General features: G+C 56.5%; 20 protein-coding genes. 12 read left to right on the top strand and 8 right to left on the bottom strand.

Annotated elements, in window-relative coordinates:
• Window positions 1–4 precede the first annotated feature (4 nt).
• Both ACUVSA_RS11685 and ACUVSA_RS11680 read left to right on the top strand, forming a co-directional pair.
• Window positions 5–778 carry an ABC transporter ATP-binding protein gene (locus ACUVSA_RS11685; RefSeq protein WP_445894946.1) on the top strand — a complete coding sequence of 258 codons (774 nt, stop codon included), beginning with the start codon at window positions 5–7 and terminating at the stop codon, window positions 776–778.
• Window positions 771–1,475: an ABC transporter ATP-binding protein gene (locus tag ACUVSA_RS11680; protein ID WP_445891799.1), complete on the top strand. Its 705-nt coding sequence runs from the start codon at window positions 771–773 to the stop codon at window positions 1,473–1,475. The genes ACUVSA_RS11685 and ACUVSA_RS11680 overlap by 8 nt, the downstream gene beginning before the upstream one ends.
• Here ACUVSA_RS11680 and ACUVSA_RS11675 read toward each other — a convergent pair.
• From ACUVSA_RS11675 to ACUVSA_RS11660, 4 genes are read right to left on the bottom strand one after another with little or no spacing between them, the layout of a single operon-like run.
• A complete protein-coding gene (locus ACUVSA_RS11675; RefSeq protein WP_445894945.1) occupies window positions 1,457–2,194 on the bottom strand; it encodes a phosphoribosylanthranilate isomerase in 738 nt (245 codons plus the stop codon). The genes ACUVSA_RS11680 and ACUVSA_RS11675 overlap by 19 nt on opposite strands.
• Window positions 2,191–3,345, bottom strand: a complete 1,155-nt coding sequence (locus tag ACUVSA_RS11670; protein WP_445894944.1) for a DegT/DnrJ/EryC1/StrS family aminotransferase — start codon at window positions 3,343–3,345, stop codon at window positions 2,191–2,193. Before ACUVSA_RS11670 ends, ACUVSA_RS11675 begins: the two co-directional genes overlap by 4 nt.
• Entirely contained in the window at window positions 3,342–3,755 is a 414-nt protein-coding gene (locus ACUVSA_RS11665; RefSeq protein ID WP_445891796.1) for a sugar 3,4-ketoisomerase, read from the bottom strand. The genes ACUVSA_RS11670 and ACUVSA_RS11665 overlap by 4 nt, the downstream gene beginning before the upstream one ends.
• Window positions 3,752–4,192, bottom strand: coding sequence for a sugar 3,4-ketoisomerase (locus tag ACUVSA_RS11660; RefSeq protein ID WP_445891795.1), 441 nt, complete (start codon window positions 4,190–4,192; stop codon window positions 3,752–3,754). Before ACUVSA_RS11660 ends, ACUVSA_RS11665 begins: the two co-directional genes overlap by 4 nt.
• 308 nt (window positions 4,193–4,500) lie before the next feature.
• On the opposite strand from ACUVSA_RS11660, the gene ACUVSA_RS11655 reads away from it, so the two are divergent.
• The 4 genes from ACUVSA_RS11655 to ACUVSA_RS11640 all read left to right on the top strand — a co-directional run bounded on the left by ACUVSA_RS11655 (window position 4,501) and on the right by ACUVSA_RS11640 (window position 10,948).
• On the top strand, window positions 4,501–5,829 hold the full coding sequence (locus ACUVSA_RS11655; RefSeq protein WP_445894943.1) for a replication-associated recombination protein A: 1,329 nt from the start codon (window positions 4,501–4,503) through the stop codon (window positions 5,827–5,829).
• 291 nt (window positions 5,830–6,120) lie between these two features.
• Window positions 6,121–7,644, top strand: a complete 1,524-nt coding sequence (locus ACUVSA_RS11650; protein WP_445894942.1) for a two-component system sensor histidine kinase NtrB — start codon at window positions 6,121–6,123, stop codon at window positions 7,642–7,644.
• Between the two features lie 75 nt (window positions 7,645–7,719).
• The gene (locus tag ACUVSA_RS11645) at window positions 7,720–9,228 is read left to right on the top strand and encodes a sigma 54-interacting transcriptional regulator (RefSeq protein WP_445894954.1); all 1,509 of its coding nucleotides are present in this window, start codon (window positions 7,720–7,722) and stop codon (window positions 9,226–9,228) included.
• A 166-nt stretch (window positions 9,229–9,394) separates the two neighbouring features.
• Complete coding sequence (locus tag ACUVSA_RS11640) at window positions 9,395–10,948, top strand: acyl-CoA carboxylase subunit beta (RefSeq protein ID WP_445894941.1); 1,554 nt, start codon at window positions 9,395–9,397, stop codon at window positions 10,946–10,948.
• Window positions 10,949–11,313: 365 nt separating this feature from the next.
• Here ACUVSA_RS11640 and ACUVSA_RS11635 read toward each other — a convergent pair whose 3' ends face one another.
• From ACUVSA_RS11635 to selB, 3 genes are read right to left on the bottom strand one after another with little or no spacing between them, the layout of a single operon-like run.
• Window positions 11,314–11,781 (bottom strand): hypothetical protein, encoded by a 468-nt coding sequence (locus tag ACUVSA_RS11635; protein WP_445894940.1) that lies wholly within the window; start codon window positions 11,779–11,781, stop codon window positions 11,314–11,316.
• 29 nt (window positions 11,782–11,810) lie between these two features.
• Window positions 11,811–12,101 carry a Dabb family protein gene (locus ACUVSA_RS11630; RefSeq protein ID WP_445894939.1) on the bottom strand — a complete coding sequence of 97 codons (291 nt, stop codon included), beginning with the start codon at window positions 12,099–12,101 and terminating at the stop codon, window positions 11,811–11,813.
• A 45-nt stretch (window positions 12,102–12,146) separates the two neighbouring features.
• Window positions 12,147–14,105 carry a selenocysteine-specific translation elongation factor gene (gene selB / locus ACUVSA_RS11625; RefSeq protein WP_445894938.1) on the bottom strand — a complete coding sequence of 653 codons (1,959 nt, stop codon included), beginning with the start codon at window positions 14,103–14,105 and terminating at the stop codon, window positions 12,147–12,149.
• A 285-nt stretch (window positions 14,106–14,390) separates the two neighbouring features.
• Between selB and mltG the strand changes: the two genes are divergently transcribed.
• The 3 genes from mltG to ACUVSA_RS11610 all read left to right on the top strand — a co-directional run bounded on the left by mltG (window position 14,391) and on the right by ACUVSA_RS11610 (window position 18,099).
• A complete protein-coding gene (gene mltG, locus ACUVSA_RS11620) occupies window positions 14,391–15,512 on the top strand; it encodes an endolytic transglycosylase MltG (RefSeq protein WP_445894937.1) in 1,122 nt (373 codons plus the stop codon).
• The gene (locus ACUVSA_RS11615) at window positions 15,509–16,339 is read left to right on the top strand and encodes an NTP transferase domain-containing protein (RefSeq protein WP_445891787.1); all 831 of its coding nucleotides are present in this window, start codon (window positions 15,509–15,511) and stop codon (window positions 16,337–16,339) included. Before mltG ends, ACUVSA_RS11615 begins: the two co-directional genes overlap by 4 nt.
• 113 nt (window positions 16,340–16,452) lie before the next feature.
• Window positions 16,453–18,099, top strand: coding sequence for a fatty acid--CoA ligase (locus ACUVSA_RS11610; RefSeq protein ID WP_445891786.1), 1,647 nt, complete (start codon window positions 16,453–16,455; stop codon window positions 18,097–18,099).
• Window positions 18,100–18,148: 49 nt separating this feature from the next.
• Here the strand turns inward: ACUVSA_RS11610 and ACUVSA_RS11605 are convergent, their stop codons facing one another.
• Window positions 18,149–19,309 (bottom strand): TrkH family potassium uptake protein, encoded by a 1,161-nt coding sequence (locus ACUVSA_RS11605; protein ID WP_445894953.1) that lies wholly within the window; start codon window positions 19,307–19,309, stop codon window positions 18,149–18,151.
• 141 nt (window positions 19,310–19,450) lie between these two features.
• On the opposite strand from ACUVSA_RS11605, the gene ACUVSA_RS11600 reads away from it, so the two are divergent.
• From ACUVSA_RS11600 to ACUVSA_RS11590, 3 genes are all read left to right on the top strand, one after another.
• A complete protein-coding gene (locus ACUVSA_RS11600) occupies window positions 19,451–19,642 on the top strand; it encodes a hypothetical protein (RefSeq protein ID WP_445891785.1) in 192 nt (63 codons plus the stop codon).
• Window positions 19,643–19,667: 25 nt separating this feature from the next.
• Entirely contained in the window at window positions 19,668–19,871 is a 204-nt protein-coding gene (locus ACUVSA_RS11595; protein WP_445891784.1) for a DUF6485 family protein, read from the top strand.
• A 244-nt stretch (window positions 19,872–20,115) separates the two neighbouring features.
• Window positions 20,116–21,081, top strand: coding sequence for a hypothetical protein (locus tag ACUVSA_RS11590; protein ID WP_445891783.1), 966 nt, complete (start codon window positions 20,116–20,118; stop codon window positions 21,079–21,081).
• Window positions 21,082–21,091 lie beyond the last annotated feature (10 nt).

Genomic DNA, 21,091 nt, shown 5'->3' with positions numbered 1-21,091 from the left:
GTGCATGAGCGATTTCTTTCGGCTTGAGAACCTGGTGATGCAATTCGGGGGCCTGACCGCTGTCAAGGACTTCTCCATGGTCATCGAACCCGGGGAACTGGTGGGCCTCATCGGCCCCAACGGCGCAGGCAAGACCACGGTGTTCAACATGATTACCGGCTTCCTGACGCCCACCTCGGGAAGAGTTCTGTGGAACGGAAAAGACATTACGGGAGCGCCGCCTCACGTTGTGACCGCTCAGGGAATCGCCAGGACCTTTCAGAATATTCGGCTATTTACGGACATGAGCGTTCTGGAAAACGTTATGGTTTCTTTTCATTACGCGCTTCGATCGCGGTTCTGGAAAGCCATGTTGGGGCTTCCTTCCCACCGAAAAGAAGAGGCGCGCATCGAAAGGGAAGCCCGTGGTTTTCTGGAAGAACTCCATCTGGGGCATTTAGCCGACGAAAAGGCCGGCGCCCTGCCCTACGGCCAACAGCGCCGTTTGGAAATCGCACGTGCCCTGGCCGCTCGACCCAAGCTGCTTTTGTTGGATGAACCCGCCGCCGGCATGAATCCTCAAGAAACCATGGAACTGGCGCAGCTGGTCCGGGAAGTTCGAAGCCGGCATCGACTGACCATTTTTCTCATCGAGCACGACATGAAATTCGTCATGGGATTGTGCGAACGCATTAAGGTGTTGGATTACGGCATCACTATCGCGGAGGGCACGCCTGCGGAAATCCAACGCCACCCCGACGTCATCAGGGCGTACCTGGGAGAGCCCAAGCATGCTTGAAGTGAAGGATCTGCATGTATATTACGGTGGCATTCATGCCTTGAAAGGCATTCATCTCAAAGTGCCTCAAGGCAAGATTGTGACGCTCATCGGAGCCAACGGGGCGGGCAAGACCACGACCCTTCGAGCCATAGCGGGCCTCGTGCGCCCCAAGCGGGGCAGTATCACCTTTGTCGAGCAGGAACTGACGCGGTTACCCACCTATAAGATTATTCGGCTCGGCATCGGTGTGGCGCCTGAAGGGCGAAGGGTTTTCCCCAACTTGACGGTCTTGGAAAATTTGGAGCTGGGCGCTTACAATCGCCCGGCTGGAGAGTTTCGCAACGATCTGGAATGGGTTTTTACTCTTTTTCCTCGACTTCAGGAACGGTCCAGGCAGCTTGCCGGTACGTTGAGCGGTGGGGAGCAGCAGATGCTGGCCTTGGGCCGAGCCCTCATGAGCCGCCCCTCTCTGGTGCTTCTGGACGAGCCGTCCTTGGGGTTGGCGCCCCTGGTGGTGGAAGAAGTTTTTCAGACCATTCAAACCATCAATGGGCAGGGAGCGACCGTACTGCTTGTGGAACAAAACGCCATGGCCGCGCTGCACGTGGCGCACTATGCCTATGTGTTGGAGACCGGCCGCATCGCATTGGAAGGCACAGGACGGGAACTTTTGGCGGACGAACGTGTGCGCAAAGCCTATCTCGGCGAGGAGTAAGAGGGATGCGCCGGCCGGGACGCGCTCCACAGGTTGGCAAAAGCGGCCTGGGCTTTCCGAAGAAAGGCGGCCACTTTTTTGGCGTCTTTTCTTCCTGAGGCGTCTTCCAGTCCCGTATGGGCGTCCACGCCCGCGGGGCGCACGGTTCGAATCGCTTCAGCGACATTTTCAGCCGTGAGCCCACCCGCCAGAATGACCGGCTTGCCACACCGTTCCACGATCCATCGGCTCACGTTCCAATCATGGGTTTTTCCCGTGGCGCCGCAGGCTCCCGTTTCGGGATCTTGCGTATCCGTAATCAAAGCATCCACGTGGGGCAGAAGCGGCTCGATGCTTCGCAAGCAATCCTCTGCACGAGCCCCCGGCATGACGATGACACTTTTGATCACCCAAAGAGTGGGCCAAACCTCTTTCAACCGGCGAACCTCTCGCCGTGACGCGTCGCCGTGGAGTTGCACCGCGTGAACCCCCAAAAATCGGCCCAGATCATGAATCTCGTGCCATCGGTGTTCGTAGGTGATGAGGACCGGTGTCACGAAACGGGGCAAAGAGGCGATCAGGCATGCGGCTTCTTCCGCCGTCAGGTCCTCGCGATGGACGGCGAGCCGTAGGGGAAAACCCAACCAGCGCACACCAAGATCCACAAGCATCTGGCATTCCTGGATATCTTGAATTCCCGCCACCTGAATGACGGGCTTCTTGAAAGCCGAGGGTTTCATGGCCCAATGGGCTCCATCGAACAAAGGGGCCGCCGAAGGCTCTCGGCATCTTGTTTTTCGCAAAAGGCCTCAATGGCTGACACCACCCGGTCCACGTCGGCCTTCGGCATGGCCGGCCACATGGGTAAGCTCAGAACTTCCTTATGGATTCTTTCCGTAACGGGATAGGACCTGAGCGCCGTGTCTTCGTAAGCCTTTTGCCTATGGGGCGGGATGGGGTAATGGATCAGCGTCTCGATGCCCTGCTGTGCCAAGGCGTGTTGCAGTTGGTCCCTGAAGGGGGAGCGAATGACGAACAAATGCCACACCGGTTCGGCCCAGTCGGGTACAAAGGGCGTGATGATGCCGGGGAGGTCTTGCAAGGCTTTTGTGTAGCGGGCGGCAAGAAGCCTTCGTTGAGCGTTCCATGTATCCAGCTTTGCCAGCTTGACTCGCAGGAACGCCGCTTGCATTTCATCCAGGCGGGAATTCACGCCTTTGACTTCATGAATGTATTTGCAGTGCGAACCGTAATTGCGCAAAGCTTGCAGCCGGTGGGCAAGATCGTCGTCATTGGTGGTCACAGCCCCGCCGTCCCCAAAAGCTCCCAGGTTCTTACCGGGATAGAAACTGAAACCGGCGGCGTCTCCCAAGCCACCGACTCTTCGCCCCTTGTAACGGGCGCCGTGAGCCTGCGCGGCATCTTCGATGATGCGGAGTCCGTATGGGCGTGCAGCGGCGGCGATGGCATCCATATCGGCCGGTTGGCCGTACATATGGGCCACTATCAATGCTCGAGTCCTCGGTGTCACAGCGGCAGGGATGCCACGGGGGTCCATGTTGTAGGTGTCTTCCAGAGGTTCCACAGGGACGGGAACAGCTCCGGCGTACGTCACGGCAAGCCACGTGGCGATGAAGGTATGGGCCGAGACAAGGACTTCATCGCCCGGCCCGATGTCCATGGCGCGAAGGATCAGGTGCAGGGCGTCCAACCCGTTTCCCGTCCCGATACAGTGTCGCACACCGCAGTAAGCCGCGAATTCCGATTCAAAGGCCTGAAGTTCCGCTCCCAGAATGTAGCGGCCCGATAACATCACGCGACGGTAGGCTGCATCCAGGGCGGGCTGCAGTTCGTGATAGGCCGCTTTGAGGTCCAGAAAGGGAACTTTCATGAGGCCTTTTCCCGGCGAAAGGCTTCGTAGTCGCGGAGATAATCCGCTTCATCAAAGGGTAATGAAGCCAGAACCAGACAGATGCCGCCGGAAGAAAAATTCTCCAGCTCTCTCCAAATCATCTTGGGCACGTAAAGTCCGTAATAGGCGCGGTCCAGGTGAATGTGACGGCGTTCGGTCCCATCGTCCAGCACCACGTCAAAGGCCCCCATGACCGAAACAATGAGTTGCTGCAGTTCACGATGGGCATGTCCTCCGCGGCTCTGCCCGCCGGGAACATCGTAGAGATAATAGACCCGCTGGATGCTGAAAGGAAGGTGCACGCCCCCGTAGATGGGAGTGATGGCCCCTTGGCGGTCGCTGATTTTGGGAAGATCGATGAGTCTGCAGTCGTGAACGGTGGTTTTCACGTCCTTTGGTTCAACCTCTGAAATTCTTCGTAGTCTCGAATGTAATCATTTAAATCGTAGCTCTTGGACGCCAAAACCAGAGCCACAGCATTGGTGGAAAAATGTTGCATGCGGCGCCAAATGAGGTTGGGAACGTAAAGCCCGTAGTAAGCCCGGTTGAGCATGACGGTTTTTTGAGCCATGCCGTCGTCCAGGAAGACTTCAAAGCTTCCCGACAAGGCGATGATCACTTCATGGAGCGTGCGGTAGGCATGGCTCCCTCTGGATTCCCCGCCCGGAACGTCGTAGATCCAGTAGACGCGGGCGATATCAAAGGGAAGATGTCGGCGCGATTCGATAAAGGTGAGGTTGCCCCGATCATCCAAAATCCTGGGGAATTGAATGATCGCCGCATCATAGACGGAACGCGATGCCAGTCGAGATGCTCGCGAAACCACCCCTTCCTCCGTCGGACGCCTTGGAGCCTGTCCGAAAATGGCTTTTCGCGGCCGTTTTCGGTTCATTCAGTAGGAGCGCCGCAAGGCGCGGTAAGGCGTCGCGGCGTGCGCCGCTCCTACTGGAGGTGTTCTCAGACAACCTCCCCGATGGCTCTTACGTCCAAGATGATTCTCAAAAAGCGCCGCTCATGTGGCACGTCTTTGCGACCATGTCAAGGAACAAAGATGCCTTATTGGAAACCCTTTAAAAATTTTTTATAAGTTAAGAGCACTGCTGCTCATGGAAAAGGAAAAAGGCTTTGTCCAAGATGTCTTCAAAGCCGGATCTATCGAGCGCATGGTCTCCGACGGAGCCGCTGGCGGAGCGTGTGCGTCCGCGCTGCCTGGAAGAATTTGTGGGACAGAGGCACCTTTTAGGGGAAGGCAAGATCCTTCATCGTCTTCTGCATCGCGCCCTCTTCCAGTCCCTCATTCTCTGGGGTCCTCCGGGCTGCGGCAAGACCACCTTGGCCCACCTCATTGCCCGTCACACGGAAGGACATCTCATAGCCCTTTCGGCCGTCACGGCGGGCACCAAGGAGATTCGTGAAGCCGTCGAAGAGGCGCGCCACGTGTGGGCTTCGGTGCGCAAGCGCTCCTGGCTCTTCATGGATGAAATGCATCGGTTGAACAAGGCGCAACAGGACGTCCTTTTGCCTCATGTGGAAAAAGGCACTCTGTATCTTCTTGGGGCGACCACGGAAAATCCTTCCTTTGAAATGACTCGTCCTCTGCTCAGCCGCTGCCATGTCCTGGTACTCGAACCTTTGTCCGAAGACGATCTTGCCCATGTGGTGGTGCGAGCTCTGAGTGATTCGGAGCGAGGCTTAGGGTTGCTACGCCCTGTGTTGAGCGAAGAGGCCTTGAAACTTCTCGTGCAGGCCGCTGGAGGCGATGCGCGGGTGGCTTTGAACCTTTTGGAAACAGCCGTTCTCAGCACACCTCCCCATGCGGACGGTGTACGCCGCGTGGAGGCCTCTATGTTGTTGGATGTCATGGAACGGCCTGGTCATTACGACAAGAACGGGGAAGAACACTACAATTTGATTTCCGCCTTTCACAAGAGCTTGAGAGGCGGGGATCCGGACGCGGCGCTCTACTGGATGACACGCATGTTGCAAGCCGGCGAAGATCCCCTCTACATCGCCCGAAGGCTGGTTGTGGCCGCGTCTGAAGACGTGGGGCTTGCCGACCCCTTTGCCTTGGTTTTGACCATGAACGCTGTTCGCGCTTATGAATTCCTGGGGAGTCCTGAAGGGGAACTGCACCTGGCCCAGGCTGCGGTGTATGTGAGCCTTGCGCCAAAAAGCAACAGTGTCTACAAAGCCTTGAAGTCAGCTCGGGAATTGGCGCGAAAGACGCCCTATGATCCTGTTCCTTTGCATTTGAGAAACGCTCCTACGGCGCTTTTGAAGGAGCTGGGATACGGTAAGGCTTATCGATACCCCCACGACGATCCACAAGGGTGGGTTCCTGAAGTGTATGTGCCTGAGACTTTAAAAGACGCCGTATTCTATGAACCCAGCGTACGGGGGTGGGAGGGAAAGTGGAAGGAGACGCTGGAGCGGCGTCGTGCCTTGGTGAAGAAAAAAAGCTGAGCGCTGCTGAAGAGCAGCTCTCCCCCAATGCTCTGTGAAGGCTTTTGTGCCCATATCGAGCATTCCCACGCCCACATTTTCGGAGGAACCGCAGCGAAGGAGCGTGTTCGAGAATAACGTTGGAGCGGCGCAAGCCGCAATACCTCATCGCGCCTTGCGGCGCTCCTACGGCGTCATGGCGAAAGCACGCGGGCAAGTCATTGTCGAACACGTTTTTGGAGATTGGCTGTGAACTCATTTTTACCTTTTTAATCGATTCACGCTCAAGCACGGACAGGAAAAAGGAGTGCTGTGTATCCTCTAAAATCGTGGCGACTCAAAAATGCGGCTTTGCCCATCAGAACGCTCCCGGCAGATGAGGTTGCGGTTTCCACGGGCGTTGCTCGGGAAAAACCGTTTCGATTGGTGAAGTCCGTGGCTGTCTCCAGCCTGGTGGTGATTCTCGTCAGCACGGTGTTTCTTTCCGCCTTTCTTTCCCACCGGGCCAGGAAAATCCTTGTGCAAAAGAGCGAGCAGTATGCGTCTCTGACAGCGGAAAACTTGAACTCTCAGGTTTTTTACCAGTTCACGACCATCACGCTGGCCGTCGAGGGTGAGATACGGCTCAGCCGAAAGGAGCAGTACCAGCGCCTGGACCGGGTGGTTCGAAACGCCATTCACGGGCTGGCCGTGGAAAGCGTCAACATCTATAGCGCTGAAGGCATCTTGACCTACAGCACGGAAGAGGTGCCCTTGGGCGAAAAGAAGGATTTGGGAGAGCCCTTTCAGAAGGCCCTTTCCGGAGACATGTTTTCCGTCATGGAAGGGCGGCGCTTGTCGCTCCTGGGCATTTCCTGGCCCATCGGCCCTCAAAAGATGCACACCTATCTGCCCATGTGGGTGGAGCTTCCTTTGAGCTGGAAGCGAGGGCGCATCATCGGGGTCTTTGAGCTCACTCAGGATGTGACGGCGGATCAGGCCAACATCGCGCGGTTTCAGGTGATCATCTTTGCAAGCGTTGCGGCCTGTGTGGGGGTTTTGTTCGCGGCGCTTGTGGCCATTTTACGGCGTGCGGAAAGAATTCTGGAAGCTCGAGCCCGAGAGCGTCAGAAGCTGGAAGATGAACTGCATCGTGCAGAGCGATTGGCTGTGCTGGGAGAGATGATTGCGGGAGTGTCCCACGAAATCAAAAATCCTCTGGGCATTATTCGAAGTACGGCCGAGCTTTTGGAAAAGCGCTCGGAGGATCCTCGACAAAAGAAGCTGGCGTCGATCGTCATTGAAGAGGCCACTCGACTGAACAATATTGTCACAGAATTTCTGGACTTTGCTCGACCCAAGGATCTAAGGCTGGAGCTGTGTTGTGTGGAAGAAATCCTTGAGCGAAACCTCACGGTGCTTGAAGCGGAATGTCAGAAACGCAACATTCGCATCCTCAGGGACTACAAGACGGGTGGAGCCTTGACCCCAGCGGATACCAATCTGCTCTATCGTGCTTTCATGAACCTGATGGTCAATGCGGTGCAGGCCATGGAGGCGGGGGGCACGTTGGAAATTGCCACAGCCCTGAAGTGCCTCGACAGCCGTCAGGAACCCTGGCTGGAGGTGCGCGTCAGCGATACGGGGCCGGGCATTTCAGCGGAGGTGTTGCCTAAGATCTTCAACCCTTTTTTCACCACTCGAGAGAAAGGCACTGGCCTGGGACTGTCCATTGTGCTGAGCATCATCCAAAGCCATCATGGCACGGTGGAACTGGTGCCGCGTTCGGAAGGAGGAACAAGCGCTGTGGTGCGATTGCCCATGAAACCGCAGGACACCAGCGAAGGGCCTTCATGACGGCCGACGAAAAAGTGGACCTGCGGGTTCACACAAGGCGCTCTGTGGGCGTGGGGCTTTGAGGACAGTGCTGTGATGAAATGTCTACGGGAATGCCGTGATATGGGAAATGTGCTGATCATCGACGACGAAAAAAATTATCTCATCATCTTAGAGGATCTGTTGTCGGAAGAGGGCCATCATGTGTTGACGGCGGAAAACGGCCGAGAAGGTTTGGAACTGGCCCAACACAACGATCTGGATGTGGTAGTCACTGACATGAAGATGCCGGGCATGGACGGTATGGAGGTCCTGGAACAGATACGGACCTTGAACGCGGACCTGCCGGTGATCATGATGACGGCTTTCGGCACGGTGGAAAAGGCCGTGGAAGCCATGAAAAAAGGAGCCTTCCACTACATTCTCAAGCCTTTTGAAAACGAAGAGCTCAAGGTGCTTGTGCAAAAGGCCGTGGAACACCATCAGCTCGTGCGCCAGAACCGGCGGATGAGTGAGATTCTGGCGGGACAGTACCATTTTGACAATATTGTGGGCAAAAGCCGCCCCATGGAGCAGGTTTACGCGCTGATTCGCAAAGTGGCGCCTACCAAAGCGACGGTGCTGATCACAGGAGAATCCGGCACGGGAAAAGAGCTCATTGCGCGAGCGATCCATTTTAACAGCCCGCGAAAGAATGCACCTTTCATTTCGGTCAACTGCGGTGCCCTACCAGAAAATCTTTTGGAAAGCGAACTCTTTGGTCACGAACGTGGCGCTTTTACAGGAGCCATCGGCTTGCGCAAGGGCCGATTTGAACTGGCCCATGGAGGAACTCTGTTTTTGGATGAAATCAGCGAAATGTCGCCGCCGCTTCAGGTGAAGCTGCTGCGAGCTTTGCAGGAGATGCGGTTTGAACGGGTGGGCGGCACGGAAACCCTTCACGTGGATGTGCGGGTCGTGGCCGCTTCCAATCGAAACCTCAAGGAAGAAGTCGCCGCCGGTCGATTCCGCTCCGACCTCTTCTTTCGGCTCAATGTGGTCCATGTGCAATTGCCCCCCCTTCGAGAACGCCCGTCGGATATCCCTCTTCTTGCGCATCATTTTTTGAAAAAATTCCGAGAACAAACCAGCCGTGAGGATCTGCGTCTTCGCGCGGACACCCTGCGCGCTTTGCTGAACTATTCCTGGCCGGGAAATGTTCGGGAATTGGAAAACGTTATGGAGCGAGCGGTGATCTTGTGCCCGGATCGCGAAATTACTCCCGAGGATCTGCCTCCTGAGGTTCTTCGTCCCGCGACGGCCCCCTCCCCAACTTTTCTGGAACCGCCCATGGGGGCGCATCGAGCATCACCGTCTCAGGGGTCTTCGGAGCGACGGGAAGCGGACCGGCTTTTGGCGCCGGGGCCGCAACGTGTGCGTCAGCTTCGAGCTTTGGATCTTGTGCAATCCCAGGGCTACATCACCAATCGGGATTACGCGCGCCTGAATGAAGTCTCTGAGCGCCAGGCCCTGCGGGAACTGACGGACATGGTGGATCGAGGCCTTTTGATGCGGATGGGCAAAGGGCGCAGCTGCCAGTACGTCTCCGCCCGAGAACTGTCATGACGAATGCGGCGTGAAACGCAGGGACCGGTGGCGACGCCACACGGCGCCAAGGGAGTCGGCAAAGCGCTTGACATCGTGGGGCCAGCCAATAGAATTGCCCGAAGCTCCAAAAATGGCTACGGCCCATAACCCCTCCATGTGACTAGAATCAACAGGAGTAGCACTTATGCAGACGGTGGCGGAAAAAATCAGGGAACTGCGAGAACGCGAAGCGAAGATCAAGGAGATGGGCGGCGAAAAGGCCGTCGCGGCGCAGCACGAGCGGGGGAAACTGACCGCGCGCGAACGACTGGAATATTTTTTTGATCCTGGCACGTTTCGTGAGCTGGACATCTTCGTCAAGCACCGCGGCACCCTGTTTGGGTTGGACAAGATGGATATTCCGGCAGACGGTGTCATTACCGGTTACGGCCTGGTGAATGGTCGGCATGTTTTTGCCTTTTCCCAGGATTTTACGGCACGGGCCGGTACCCTTGGAGAGATGCATTCGCGTAAGATTTGCAAAGTGATGGACTTGGCCCTCAAGGCCGGCAAACCCTTTGTGGGCTTTAACGATTCGGGAGGGGCTCGCATTCAGGAAGGTGTGGATGCCCTGTCCGGATACGGTCAGATTTTCTACCGCAACGCCATTAGTTCAGGGGTTATTCCGCAAATCTCCGCCATCATGGGGCCGTGCGCCGGCGGCGCCGTCTATTCCCCGGCCATGACGGATTTCGTCTTCATGGTGAAGAATACCAGTTACATGTTCATTACGGGCCCGGATGTCATTAAATCCGTTCTTGGAGAGGAAATCACGCAGGAAGAGCTGGGCGGCGCCATTGCCCACAGCACCAAGAGCGGGGTCGCTCATTTCGCCTGTGAAAACGACCAACATGCCATCGATGAGATCAAGAGGCTGCTCAGCTTTCTGCCGGACAACAACATGGAAGATCCGCCTATGGCGAATACGGGTGATGACCCCTGTCGGCTGGCTCCCGAGTTGGATACTATTTTGCCGGACAATCCTATGGGCGCCTATGACATGAAGGATGTGATTCGCGCCATCGTGGACCGAGGCGACTTTTTCGAGGTCCATGAAGGGTATGCGCAAAATATCGTGGTGGGCTTTGCTCGTCTCAACGGCCGAACCATCGGTATCATCGCCAACCAGCCAAAGGTTTTGGCCGGCTGTCTGGACGTGGATTCTTCCGATAAGGCCACGCGGTTTATTCGCTTCTGCGATGCCTTTAATATTCCGATGCTCACCCTGGCCGACGTGCCCGGATATCTGCCCGGCAAGCAGCAGGAATGGGGCGGTATCATTCGGCACGGGGCCAAGCTGCTCTGGTGTTATTCTGAAGCCACGGTGCCCAAGATCACCCTCATCATTCGCAAGGACTACGGCGGTTCCTATCTTGCCATGTGTTCCAAGGATCTGGGAGCGGACATTGTGCTGGCCTGGCCGACGGCGGAAATTGCGGTCATGGGTGCCGAAGGTGCGGCCAACATTATCTTTCGTAAAGACATTCAGTCCGCGCAGGATCCTTTAGCCAAAAGAAAGGAAAAGATCGAAGAGTATCGAAACCTTCTCTATAATCCGTACATTGCTGCTTCCCGAGGCTACATCGACGGCGTCATTGTTCCCAGTGAGACGCGCATGCGCCTCGTGGAAGCCTATGAGTTGCTGGCCACCAAGCGGCAGGCGTTGCCTCCCAAAAAGCACGGCAACATTCCCATGTAACCTTCAGGAAAAACGCCGGGGCACGCTCCCTTCGAGGAAATGAGCGTGCCTTTTGGCGTGTCTTCAAGTCCGTTCGAGAAGGCCTTTCCTTAGCGCCCATGCGGGCCCGTTTATTCTGTAGGAGCGCCGCAGGGCGCGATCAGGCGTCGCGGCCGGCGCCGCTTCTACAAAAGGTGTTTTCCGACGGACCCTGAGAAATCGGCGTATTTGGGGGCGCGCAGGAGCGCGTCCCTCCTTTGCCACGGTTCGCCCGCACAATGCCGTGCCTGCGAAAAAGTCGGCGCACCAGTCTTTCATACGGACACAAGAACCCTTAAAGAACGCTCGCCGGCCAGTTCCTCGAACCCCCCAAGGAAGAGCGCGCATCAGGGGCGCGAAGCCAGGCGGTAGGCATGACCGGCGACGGTCAGCACATACGTTCGGGATTCGGGCTCATAGGAGAGTCGGGATGCCAGCTCGTAATAGGCTGGTTTGGCGAACCGCGCCAGAAGGTTTCTGCGCGTTGCCAAACAGTACAGGGCGCTTTCTTCCTTGACCGAAAGGGTTTCCGGCCGCAGAACTTCCCGCCGTCCGTCTTCCAATTGGATATGGACGGCAAGGATTTTTCCCTCGGGTTCTTCGTCCAGAAACACGTAGCGAACCCACAAAGGGGCATCGGCAACACGCACGGGATGCACCTCCCCTTCGCAACGCACGTAGTAACGACCGCCTTTTTCAAACAGAGAGCGGCTGAGCATGCGAAAGAGCTCGGGATCCGTCACGGGATTCCCTTCACAGAACCAGTTTCCGTGCGCGTCAATGACATAGTCATAGACGTGCTTCTGCTTGGCCATGCCCATGGGCACCTCGGAAAGCTCGGTCTTCAAAACGTGAAGTCCACGGCGATGATCTGGTCACACAGGCTTTGGACCAACTCCAGGACTTTCATGTGTTCGGGATGCCCTTGATAGCGCTGCAAAGCATTCATGTCCGTGAAACTGGAAACCAAGGCGAAGTCAAAGGATCGCGGGGAGTGGACGATGTCGCGCCCGAAATCATAGGAGAGAATCTCAGGAATGGCGCCCGGGAGCCGATCCAGCCCCTGTTCCAATTGCATGATATTCGCCTCACTCACTCCGGGTTTGAACTTCATGACCACCACATGTTTAATCATTGTCACCTCCGCTATTTCTCGTCACTTTTTCCAAGACCTACAGATTTAGCGGCCCGAGGCGCCCGCGTCATCTCTTGCCCCGGCTCCCTTGGTTTCTCTCAGGCGCCGGACGTCCCCAATGCGAATGGTCAGCTTTTGCCCATCAAAATATTCTAAAAGAGGGATGGTGTACTTGCGACTCACCTGGGTCATTTCCTTAAACTGGGCTGCGGAAATTTCTCCGTGTTCCTGCAGGAAGGTTACCAGTTTTTCCTGCAAACCGGCGATGGCTTGAACGTGAAAGAACAAGTCTTCTTTGACCTTGATCAATCGTCCCTGGTTCAACATCCAGTCAAGAACGTCTTTGTGCTGGCGGGCCGTGCCGGGCATTTGAGCCGAAACGTCCTTGAAAAAGGGCGGCTGCAAGCCTGCTTCGCTGTAAATTTTTTCCATCTGCTCGTGAATGACCTTGGCATCGGAGCTCAAATCCCCCTTGTGGCTGGACAGGCGAACCCATTCCTTGTCCAGAACCAGTGCCCCTTTTTCCGCGAGACGCCGTAACACATGGTGCAGCAGCTTGGGGTCCACCGGGCGGTCGGTCTGGGCCGAAATTTCTTCCTTGGGCATGCCGGGTTTCAGAGGGTTCCTTGCATGATAGGTTGCCAGAATAGCTGTGACGTTTTCCTGCAGAGCGGTCAGGGATTCGAGGTCGATGAAACGACGGTTTTCTCGGTCGTAGAGAATGGCCTTTTGGCGTGAGAGCAACATTTCCAAGGCGTCGGAAAACGATTTTCCAAAGACGTTGGCTCGAATTTGAAGCTCTTTTTCCGACACGCCCAGCCAGCCGGCATCCCGAAGATGCCATTGAAGCGCAACGGCGGGCTCGGCGTCTTCCAAAGTCTTGAGGGCTTGGGCGGCCACGGGTTTGTCTTTTCCTTTGTGCTTTTTCGGCACCGGATGCAACACAGCCCCACCCCCCATGGTGCGAATGGGCGAGTAGGACCGCAGCACATACCGGTCTCCTCGAAGGACGGCCAAGGGGCGGTCCAGCCGCACCTGCGCGTAGGTTTTTTCCCCTGGCGCGAGCTGGTCTCGGTCCAGCAGGACCAACGTGGCCACCCTTTCGGTGGTTCCCGTGTGAAATCGGATTTTTTGCCGGTCCTTTAGCGGCTGCGGAGCGTCCGGCAGAAGCTCCAGGGACACATCCAGCATGTAACTGGACAGCAGGGAATCCGGAGTGGCCACCACTTCGCCCCGTGGCAAGGCGTCCCGTTCCACCCCTTGCAAATTGATGGCCGTGCGCTGTCCCGGAAAAGCCTGCTGAACTTCCTGATTGTGCACCTGAAGACCGCGCACCCTGGTCTCGATGCGTGACGGATAAAGGGTCACGGCATCCCCGACGCGAACCGTACCTGAAAGGCTGGTGCCGGTGACCACGGTCCCGAATCCCTTCATGGTAAAGACTCGGTCGATGGACATGCGGAAGGGTCCCGAGGTGTTTCGAGCAGGCACGTTGGGCACCATTTCCAAGAGGCGCTGTTTCAGGGTATCGAGCCCTTCGCCTGTGGCCGCCGAAACCCGCACGATGGGAGCGTTTTCCAGAAAAGTTCCCTGGAGAAAGTCGCGAATATCTTCTTCCACCATATCGACCCATTCCGCATCGTCCACTAGATCGATCTTGGTGAGCACCACCAGGCCTTGTTTGACGCGAAGCAGTTGGCAGATTTCCAAATGTTCGCGTGTTTGCGGCATGACACCCTCGTCGGCGGCAATCACCAAAGCCACCAGATCGATGCCCGTGGCCCCGGCCACCATGTGTTTGACGAAACGCTCATGTCCCGGTACGTCCACGATGCCCAGTCGCGTGCCGTCAGGCAGGTCCAGATAAGCGAACCCCAACTCGATGGTGATGCCCCGACGCTTTTCTTCTTTGAGCCTATCCGTGTCGATTCCCGTCAGAGCACGAATGAGGGACGTTTTTCCATGGTCGATGTGACCAGCGGTGCCGAGCACGACTTGGTGCATGGTGTTTGACCTCGTTCACGCCAAAAGATGTGGAATAGGCTGTATTCTTCGGCATAGTGCCACATTCGCTCCTGCAATTCAACGCGGTTGCCAAAAAGAAGCTGCCTTAGAAGAGAACCAGCCCTTTTTTGAGAAAGCGATTCCCAGAAGCGGTGTGAGCCGCGCGACGTTCCCGCACGTTGCGGCGCTTCCACAGCTTGGTGGATCAACCAAGACCGTGTTTCGTCCTCCAGGGCAAGCCTTGAGAAAGATCAGACGCTGTGATAGGAGGCGATAAAGGCTGAGATGGCTGATGATCTACGGCAGTGGAGGCGCAAGGTGCGTCCTGGTGGTGGAAAGATCTGGATCGGAGCGGTTTGCCTCTGGCTTTTCTTGGCTTTTACAGCCCTAAGTGTGGGTTTTGGTTTTCGCCTCGTTTTGTTTGGCTCGACACCGGCCGTGGCTTACAAACCTTCTGCAAAGGTACTCATTCGAACCGGCACGGGCGCTCGCGCCGTGGCGACCCAACTGGCCAAAGAAGGTGTGGTCACCGACGCGAACCTTTTTTACTGGTATGCTCGAGCCCGAGGTGTGGCCGGCCGAATGAAAGCCGGCGAATATCAATTCCCGGCGGCGCCGACGCCCAACCTGGTGCTGGATGTTTTGCTGCAAGGCAAGGTGGTGGTGTACCGGGTGACCATTCCGGAAGGCGCAACCCTCAAGGATGTGGCACGTCTTGTGGCCGCCACGGAGCTCGCCGAGGCCGACGCGATTTTGCAATGGGCTCGAGACCCCCACCTCATGGCCTCTCTGAATGTGACGCACCCTGCTTCGTCCCTGGAAGGCTACCTCTTTCCGGAAACCTACCTGTTTCGACGCACGGATCGTCCTCAAGACGTGCTGCGACGCATGGTGCTGGAATTTTGGCGCAGGTTTTCTCCCCCACGGCAAGCTCAAGCGCGCCGGATGGGTTTTACCGTCCATGAAACGGTCACCCTCGCCTCCTTGGTGGAAAAAGAAACCGTCAGGGATGACGAACGGCCGGTGATCGCCGGGGTTTTCCTCAACCGGCTGCAGCGCCAAATGCCCCTGCAAAGTGATCCGACGGCGGTCTACGATCTGGGGGACTTCACAGGCCCCATTCTTCGGCGCCATCTGGAAAGGGAGAGTCCTTACAATACATACCTTCACAAGGGACTGCCGCCCGGGCCCATCTGCAATCCCGGAGAGAAATCCTTGCGCGCGGTCCTGGAGGCCAAGAAGAGTTCCTACTTGTATTTCGTCAGCAACAATGACGGATCCCATACATTTTCCAGCACCTATCAGGAACATGTGGAGGCCGTGGCGCGTTTTCGCTCCATGAAGCAAGAAGGCCGAAACGGGGAAACCGTTCCTGTAAATGAACTCCATGCCGAAGACATGCCATGAACAACTCTAACGCGCACTTTGAGAGGCCACGGACTGCGGCAAGTCTCATTCTCGCCGCCGGTAAGGGCAGCCGAATGAGGGGCTATGACGGCAACAAAACCCTTCTTCCCCTGCTTCCCAGGGCCCGCAACCCCTACGAGGGATCACATCCCATACTCGTGGAAGTTTTGGAAAACCTCCCGCCAGGCCCCAAGGGTATCGTCGTGCATCATCGAGCTGAAGATGTTCGGCGAGAAACATCGTCTATGGACTGCACCTATATCTTTCAGCCGGTCACCGACGGTACGGGAGGCGCCGTGCTGGCTGCCCGGCCGTTCCTGAGAAACCTTGAGGAAAAGGCGATCATTATCACCATGGGCGATGTGCCGCTCATTCGCCGTCAAACCTACGCTCGCCTTTTGAAAGGCCTGGAGGCCGCTCACATGAGCGTTCTGGCATTTCACCCTGAGGATTCGGCCCAGTACGGCAAGCTCGATGTTCAAGAAAAACGTGTGCAACGCATTGTGGAATGGCAATACTGGCGCAGCATGGAGGGGCACATGCAACAGGCCCCATGCAATGCGGGCGTGTATGCCGTGGACCGAAGCGCCCTGTTGGAAGGCCTGGACGCCCTGGCGCAACGCCCTCACGACGTGCGCAAGCAAAGAGACGGCCGATGGGTTGTGATTCAGGAGTATTTTCTCACAGACCTGGTGGAAATCTTCAATGCCCAAGGCCTCACGGTCACGCTCACTATGGCGGAACCCTGGGAAGTCATGGGCGTGGACACGCCGAAGGCCCTTGCCGAGGTTCAAAAAATCTACCGTTTACGTCAAGGCAACAATTGACGGGACCAGCCAAACTATTCTATTGAGCTTTCGGGTACAAACACTTTCCAGGGGCCTGGCCTTGGAAAGAGTGCGCGTCAGGAGGTTTCTTTTAACCATGCAAGGAGGGATTCATGCCAGTGAAGCTCGTCGACCGAACGCCGTCCGCCTATTCCTACCCGCTTCTCATCAAGCATCTATTGCACAAACCGTTGCGTTGCACGCCGAACCAGGAAATCGTTTACCGGGACTTGTATCGCTTTACCTACGCCGAGATGTTTCGAAGGGTGCATAAGGCGGCCCACATGTTGAGAAGCCTTGGGGTGGCCGAAGGTTCCACGGTGGGTGTCATGGACTGGGACAGCCATCGATATCTGGAACTCTTCTACGCCGTGCCCATGATGGGTGCCATTTTGCACACGGTGAACATTCGACTCTCGCCCGAACAGATTCTTTTTACCATCAACCACGCCGAAGACGACGTGCTCTTTGTACACACGGACTTTCTGCCCATTGTAGAGGCCGTTAAGGATCAATTCCAAACCGTGAAGAAGATCGTGGTGCTCAAGGACGGCGCCGATACACCCAGCTCCAAGGTGCCTCTGGACGGCGAATATGAAGAGCTGCTGGCTCAAGCCTCCGACGATTATGCCTTTCCCGATTTTGACGAAAACGCCAAGGCGACCACCTTTTACACCACGGGCACAACGGGGCTGCCTAAAGGGGTTTATTTCAGTCATCGACAACTGGTGCTGCATACGCTGGCCGTGTTGGCGGCGGCGGGATCCTATCACACGGCGGCCGCCTTTCGATCCAATGACGTTTACATGCCCCTGACGCCCATGTTTCATGTCCATGCGTGGGGCATTCCGTTCGTGGCTGCTCAGTTGGGTGTCAAGCAGGTGTATCCGGGTCGCTATGATCCGGCCGTCATTTTAAAACTCTTGGTGACCGAAAAGGTGACTTTTTCCCATTGTGTGCCGACCATTTTGCACATGATTCTCTCCAGTCCGGCCGCCAAGAATGTGGATCTTGCGGGATGGAAAGTCATCATCGGTGGATCCGCTCTCACTAAGGGCCTGTGCAAGGCAGCCATGGACCGAGGTGTGGACCTCATCACGGGCTATGGCATGTCGGAAACCTGCCCTGTGCTCACCCTAGCCCAGCCGCAACCTGACATGATGTCCTGGTCCGCTGATGAGCAAATTCCGGTGCGGTGCCGAACGGGCCAGCCCATTCCTCTGGTGGACCTGCGGGTGGTGACGTCGGACGGCGTGCCTCTGCCCCACGACGGCAAAAGCACCGGGGAGGTGGTGGTCCGTTCCCCGTGGCTCACTCAAGGCTACTTCAAGGACCCCGAACGTGCCGAAGAGCTGTGGGACGGAGGTTGGCTGCACACGGGGGATGTGGGCTTCATTGATGAGCGCGGCTATTTGCAGATCACCGACCGCATCAAGGATGTTATCAAGACCGGCGGAGAATGGATTTCTACCCTCATTCTGGAAGACATTCTCATGCAGCACCCCGGCGTGAGCGAAGCGGCGGCCATTGGCGTTCCGGACGAAAAATGGGGCGAGCGGCCCATGGTGCTCGTGGTGCTCAAAGAGGAATTCAAAGGAAAGGTCACGGAGGAGGAGATTCGCCGGCATTTTATGCGGTTTGTGGACGAGGGCGCCATTACCAAATGGGCGGTTCCGGACAAAATCGGTTTTGTGGAAGCACTGCCCAAGACCAGTGTGGGCAAGCTGGACAAAAAGGTTATGCGCCAGCAGTACCGTTAGCACTTCCATGCCGGGAGGCGCGGCGGCACCTCCCTGTCCTGAACACACTTTAAGGGCGCCAGAATTCGGGAATCACAAGGACCAGGACCGTATAGATTTCCAGTCGCCCTAAGAGCATGCTTAAAGACAAAAGCCACTTGGCGGCTTGAGGCAAGGCCGCGTAATTGTCTGCTGGGCCCATGGCGCTAAAACCCGGCCCGATGTTTCCCAAGGTGGCGGCGACGGAGGAAAAAGCAGTGAGAAGATCCAAACCCAAGGCGGCCATCAGAAGGGAAAAAAGAACAAACAGACGCAAGTAGAGCACAAAGAAGCCCCAGATGCTGTGCAGCACGTCCGCAGGCACCATGCGACCTCCCAGTTTCACTTGAAAAACCGAGCGAGGATGTATCAGGAGCAGCGTTTCTCGGTATCCCCGCTTGATCAAAAGAAGAATGCGCAGGCATTTGATTCCACCACCGGTGGATCCGGCAGATCCTCCCAAAAACATGCACAGAAAGAGAACGACTTGGGCCAGCGGCGGCCATGTCTCATAGTCCGCCGTGGCAAATCCGGTGGTGGTGAGAATGGAGATCACTTGAAAGGCGGCATATCGAAAGGCTTGGGATAGGCTGGTATCGGTGGAACCATAAAGGCTTCCAGCGGTGGCGGCAATCAACAGGGCGCAAAGTCCAAGAAAAAAGCGGCATCCGGGATCGCGCCAAAAAGAGTGAACGCGGCCCCTAAGGGCCGCATAATGCAAAGAAAAGTTGATACCGGCCAAGAGCATGAAGATCATGACCACACCATCCAGGTAGGCGCTCTGGTAGTGGCCCACCGAGGCATTCTTGGTGGAAAAGCCGCTGGTGGCCAAGGTGGCAAAGGTGTGGCTTAAGGCCTCAAAGAGGTTCAATCCTCCGGCCATGAGCAGCACGGTTTCCGCCGCCGTGAAAAGGATGTAGACCTTCCACAGAGCCATGGCCGTGTCTTTGATACGTGGGCGTAGCTTGTCCGGCACGGGGGATGGAACTTCAGCTTTATAGAGCTGCATGCCGCCAACGCCCAAAAAAGGCAGGATGGCCAAGGATAACACGATGATGCCCATGCTGCCCAACCAGTGGGTCAAAGCCGGCCAAAGCAGGAGACTCTCAGGCACCCTTTCGATGTCGATCAGCACCGAGGCGCCGGTGGTAGTAAAGCCCGACATGGATTCAAAAAAGGCAGCGGTAAAGATGGTGTGTCGACGTGCGACGTCTTTGTCCCTTTAGCAGAAGCGCACGCCCATGGAAAGATGCAGGGAGAGTAGTTCTTGCACGGTCGCGTGGAATCTGTTAAAAAGCCATGTTGTGAAATAAAGCGCCTACAGGAGGGATCTATGTCGCAATGGGCGTGGCGCATTGGCATGTTGGTGGTGGGCTGCGTTCCCGCCATTATTGGTGGGGGGCTGTTTTGGCATCTCTTTAAAAAATGGACGGCGGTGGTGGTGTGGGAAATCGTGCTTCTTTTTCTTCTCAGCCTCATCATCGCCAAAGGAGACAAAAAAGCGACCCAAGAAGCCCATCACTAAGACGCTGATTTATTGAGGGACTTTTATGGAATGCCGCAAAGAAAAGAACGTGGAGTTGTGCGCGTGCTCTTATGAGCCCTGTGCCAAAAAGGGCCTTTGTTGTGAATGTCTGCAGTATCATTTGAAAAGTCGGCAGCTTCCGGGCTGCTGTTTTCCCAAGGACGCCGAACGCACCTACGATCGATCCTTTGAACACTTTGCGCGCCTGGTGCAGGAAAAAAGGATCTGACGGCCCGCTCTCTTTCGGCCCTTGTGGGCTGCTTCTGCCGCCCCCCTACTGAGGGAGCGTGCTCTGCTGGATCTCATTCGCTTTCCGATGATTCCCATTGACCCGCTTTGTCGGCTCGTGTAGATATGCGCCCGATCGACCGCCGGAACCCTCTCCCATGCGAGAGGGTTTTTTTCCGCGGGCGTTCGGGAACCTTTGAGGTGCCGGAAAACGCGTGTGTCGAAGTCGTGGGAGAAACCGTGCCATGCCATCCAATGAATGCAGAGGCTTTGTTGCGGATCTGGTGGATCTTGTGGTCTTTTCTTGGAAGTTTGTGGTCATCTGCATAGGGATCGCCCTGGCGGCGGCGGCGCTCTATCTGTGGAAAGCCGAACCGCTCTATGCCGTCAAGATGCAGGTGAGGCCGGGGATTACGGCCTTTGACGAAACGGGCAAAGAAATTCGCAGTTGGAATGTGGGCGACGTCATGGACTTCTTTCGCCAGGATGCGTATCGGGCCTTTCTACCGAAGAGCGGATCTTCCGGGAAGCCCCTCACCCTGCATCCTGCGCAAGGCCGCAGTGCCACGACAGTGACGCTGACCTTGTATCATGCGGATCCGAGCGAGGGCGTGCGTCTTCTGCAGCAATTCTATGACAACCTGCTCCAGCATTACCAAACTTCGGGCAAAGAACCTCTCATTGCGGTATCCACCAAAAAGATTCAGGAAAGATTGCAGTCGCTGGAAAGCTTGATGCACTCTGTGGATGCCGTGGAACGGCCGACTGTGGAGGCCGAATTGGAAGGAAGGAAGGGGGAGCTTGCGGCCATGAGCCGGCTTTTGGCGACCGTTGAGAAGCGGATTCAGGAAATGGCGGCTCTCAAGCCTGATCCCCAGGTGTTCCACGTTCTTTTGGAACATGAAAGCCTGGCCAAGACCTTGCGCCGCGACATGGCCGAGGAATCCCGCCTCATCGCGAGCCTTCAGTTGGCCCGGGACGCTCTGGACATAAAAAAACGCCGCCTAGAGGCGGAAAAAGCTTTGGAGCATCAAAAGCTCGCCGCGCTCGCTCCATTGGAACAGGTGGTGCCTCCCGTGGCCAGTCCCTACCCTGTTCGACCGCAAAAGAAATGGCACGTGGTGGGCGCTGTCATGGCAGGGAGTTTTTTGGGTCTTTTGCTGGGGCTTGGCCTGCGGGAGCGTCGGCTTTCAGGGTCCGCCGCTCGGTAAAGCCAAACCC

The organism is Desulfosoma sp. (genome assembly GCF_052743555.1).
The sequence above is the reverse complement of the archived record's forward strand: the minus strand, read 5'-3'. Positions and strand labels throughout refer to the sequence as shown.

Coding starts and splice junctions, on each gene's coding strand:
- ACUVSA_RS11645 (WP_445894954.1), top strand. CDS start 7,720: ATGAAATGTCTACGGGAATGCCGTGATATGGGAAATGTGCTGATCATC.
- ACUVSA_RS11590 (WP_445891783.1), top strand. CDS start 20,116: ATGCCATCCAATGAATGCAGAGGCTTTGTTGCGGATCTGGTGGATCTT.
- ACUVSA_RS11640 (WP_445894941.1), top strand. CDS start 9,395: ATGCAGACGGTGGCGGAAAAAATCAGGGAACTGCGAGAACGCGAAGCG.
- selB (WP_445894938.1), bottom strand. CDS start 14,105: ATGCACCAAGTCGTGCTCGGCACCGCTGGTCACATCGACCATGGAAAA.
- ACUVSA_RS11635 (WP_445894940.1), bottom strand. CDS start 11,781: ATGGCCAAGCAGAAGCACGTCTATGACTATGTCATTGACGCGCACGGA.
- ACUVSA_RS11600 (WP_445891785.1), top strand. CDS start 19,451: ATGTCGCAATGGGCGTGGCGCATTGGCATGTTGGTGGTGGGCTGCGTT.
- ACUVSA_RS11670 (WP_445894944.1), bottom strand. CDS start 3,345: ATGAAAGTTCCCTTTCTGGACCTCAAAGCGGCCTATCACGAACTGCAG.
- ACUVSA_RS11610 (WP_445891786.1), top strand. CDS start 16,453: ATGCCAGTGAAGCTCGTCGACCGAACGCCGTCCGCCTATTCCTACCCG.
- mltG (WP_445894937.1), top strand. CDS start 14,391: ATGGCTGATGATCTACGGCAGTGGAGGCGCAAGGTGCGTCCTGGTGGT.
- ACUVSA_RS11615 (WP_445891787.1), top strand. CDS start 15,509: ATGAACAACTCTAACGCGCACTTTGAGAGGCCACGGACTGCGGCAAGT.
- ACUVSA_RS11595 (WP_445891784.1), top strand. CDS start 19,668: ATGGAATGCCGCAAAGAAAAGAACGTGGAGTTGTGCGCGTGCTCTTAT.
- ACUVSA_RS11630 (WP_445894939.1), bottom strand. CDS start 12,101: ATGATTAAACATGTGGTGGTCATGAAGTTCAAACCCGGAGTGAGTGAG.
- ACUVSA_RS11685 (WP_445894946.1), top strand. CDS start 5: ATGAGCGATTTCTTTCGGCTTGAGAACCTGGTGATGCAATTCGGGGGC.
- ACUVSA_RS11655 (WP_445894943.1), top strand. CDS start 4,501: ATGTCTTCAAAGCCGGATCTATCGAGCGCATGGTCTCCGACGGAGCCG.
- ACUVSA_RS11680 (WP_445891799.1), top strand. CDS start 771: ATGCTTGAAGTGAAGGATCTGCATGTATATTACGGTGGCATTCATGCC.
- ACUVSA_RS11675 (WP_445894945.1), bottom strand. CDS start 2,194: ATGAAACCCTCGGCTTTCAAGAAGCCCGTCATTCAGGTGGCGGGAATT.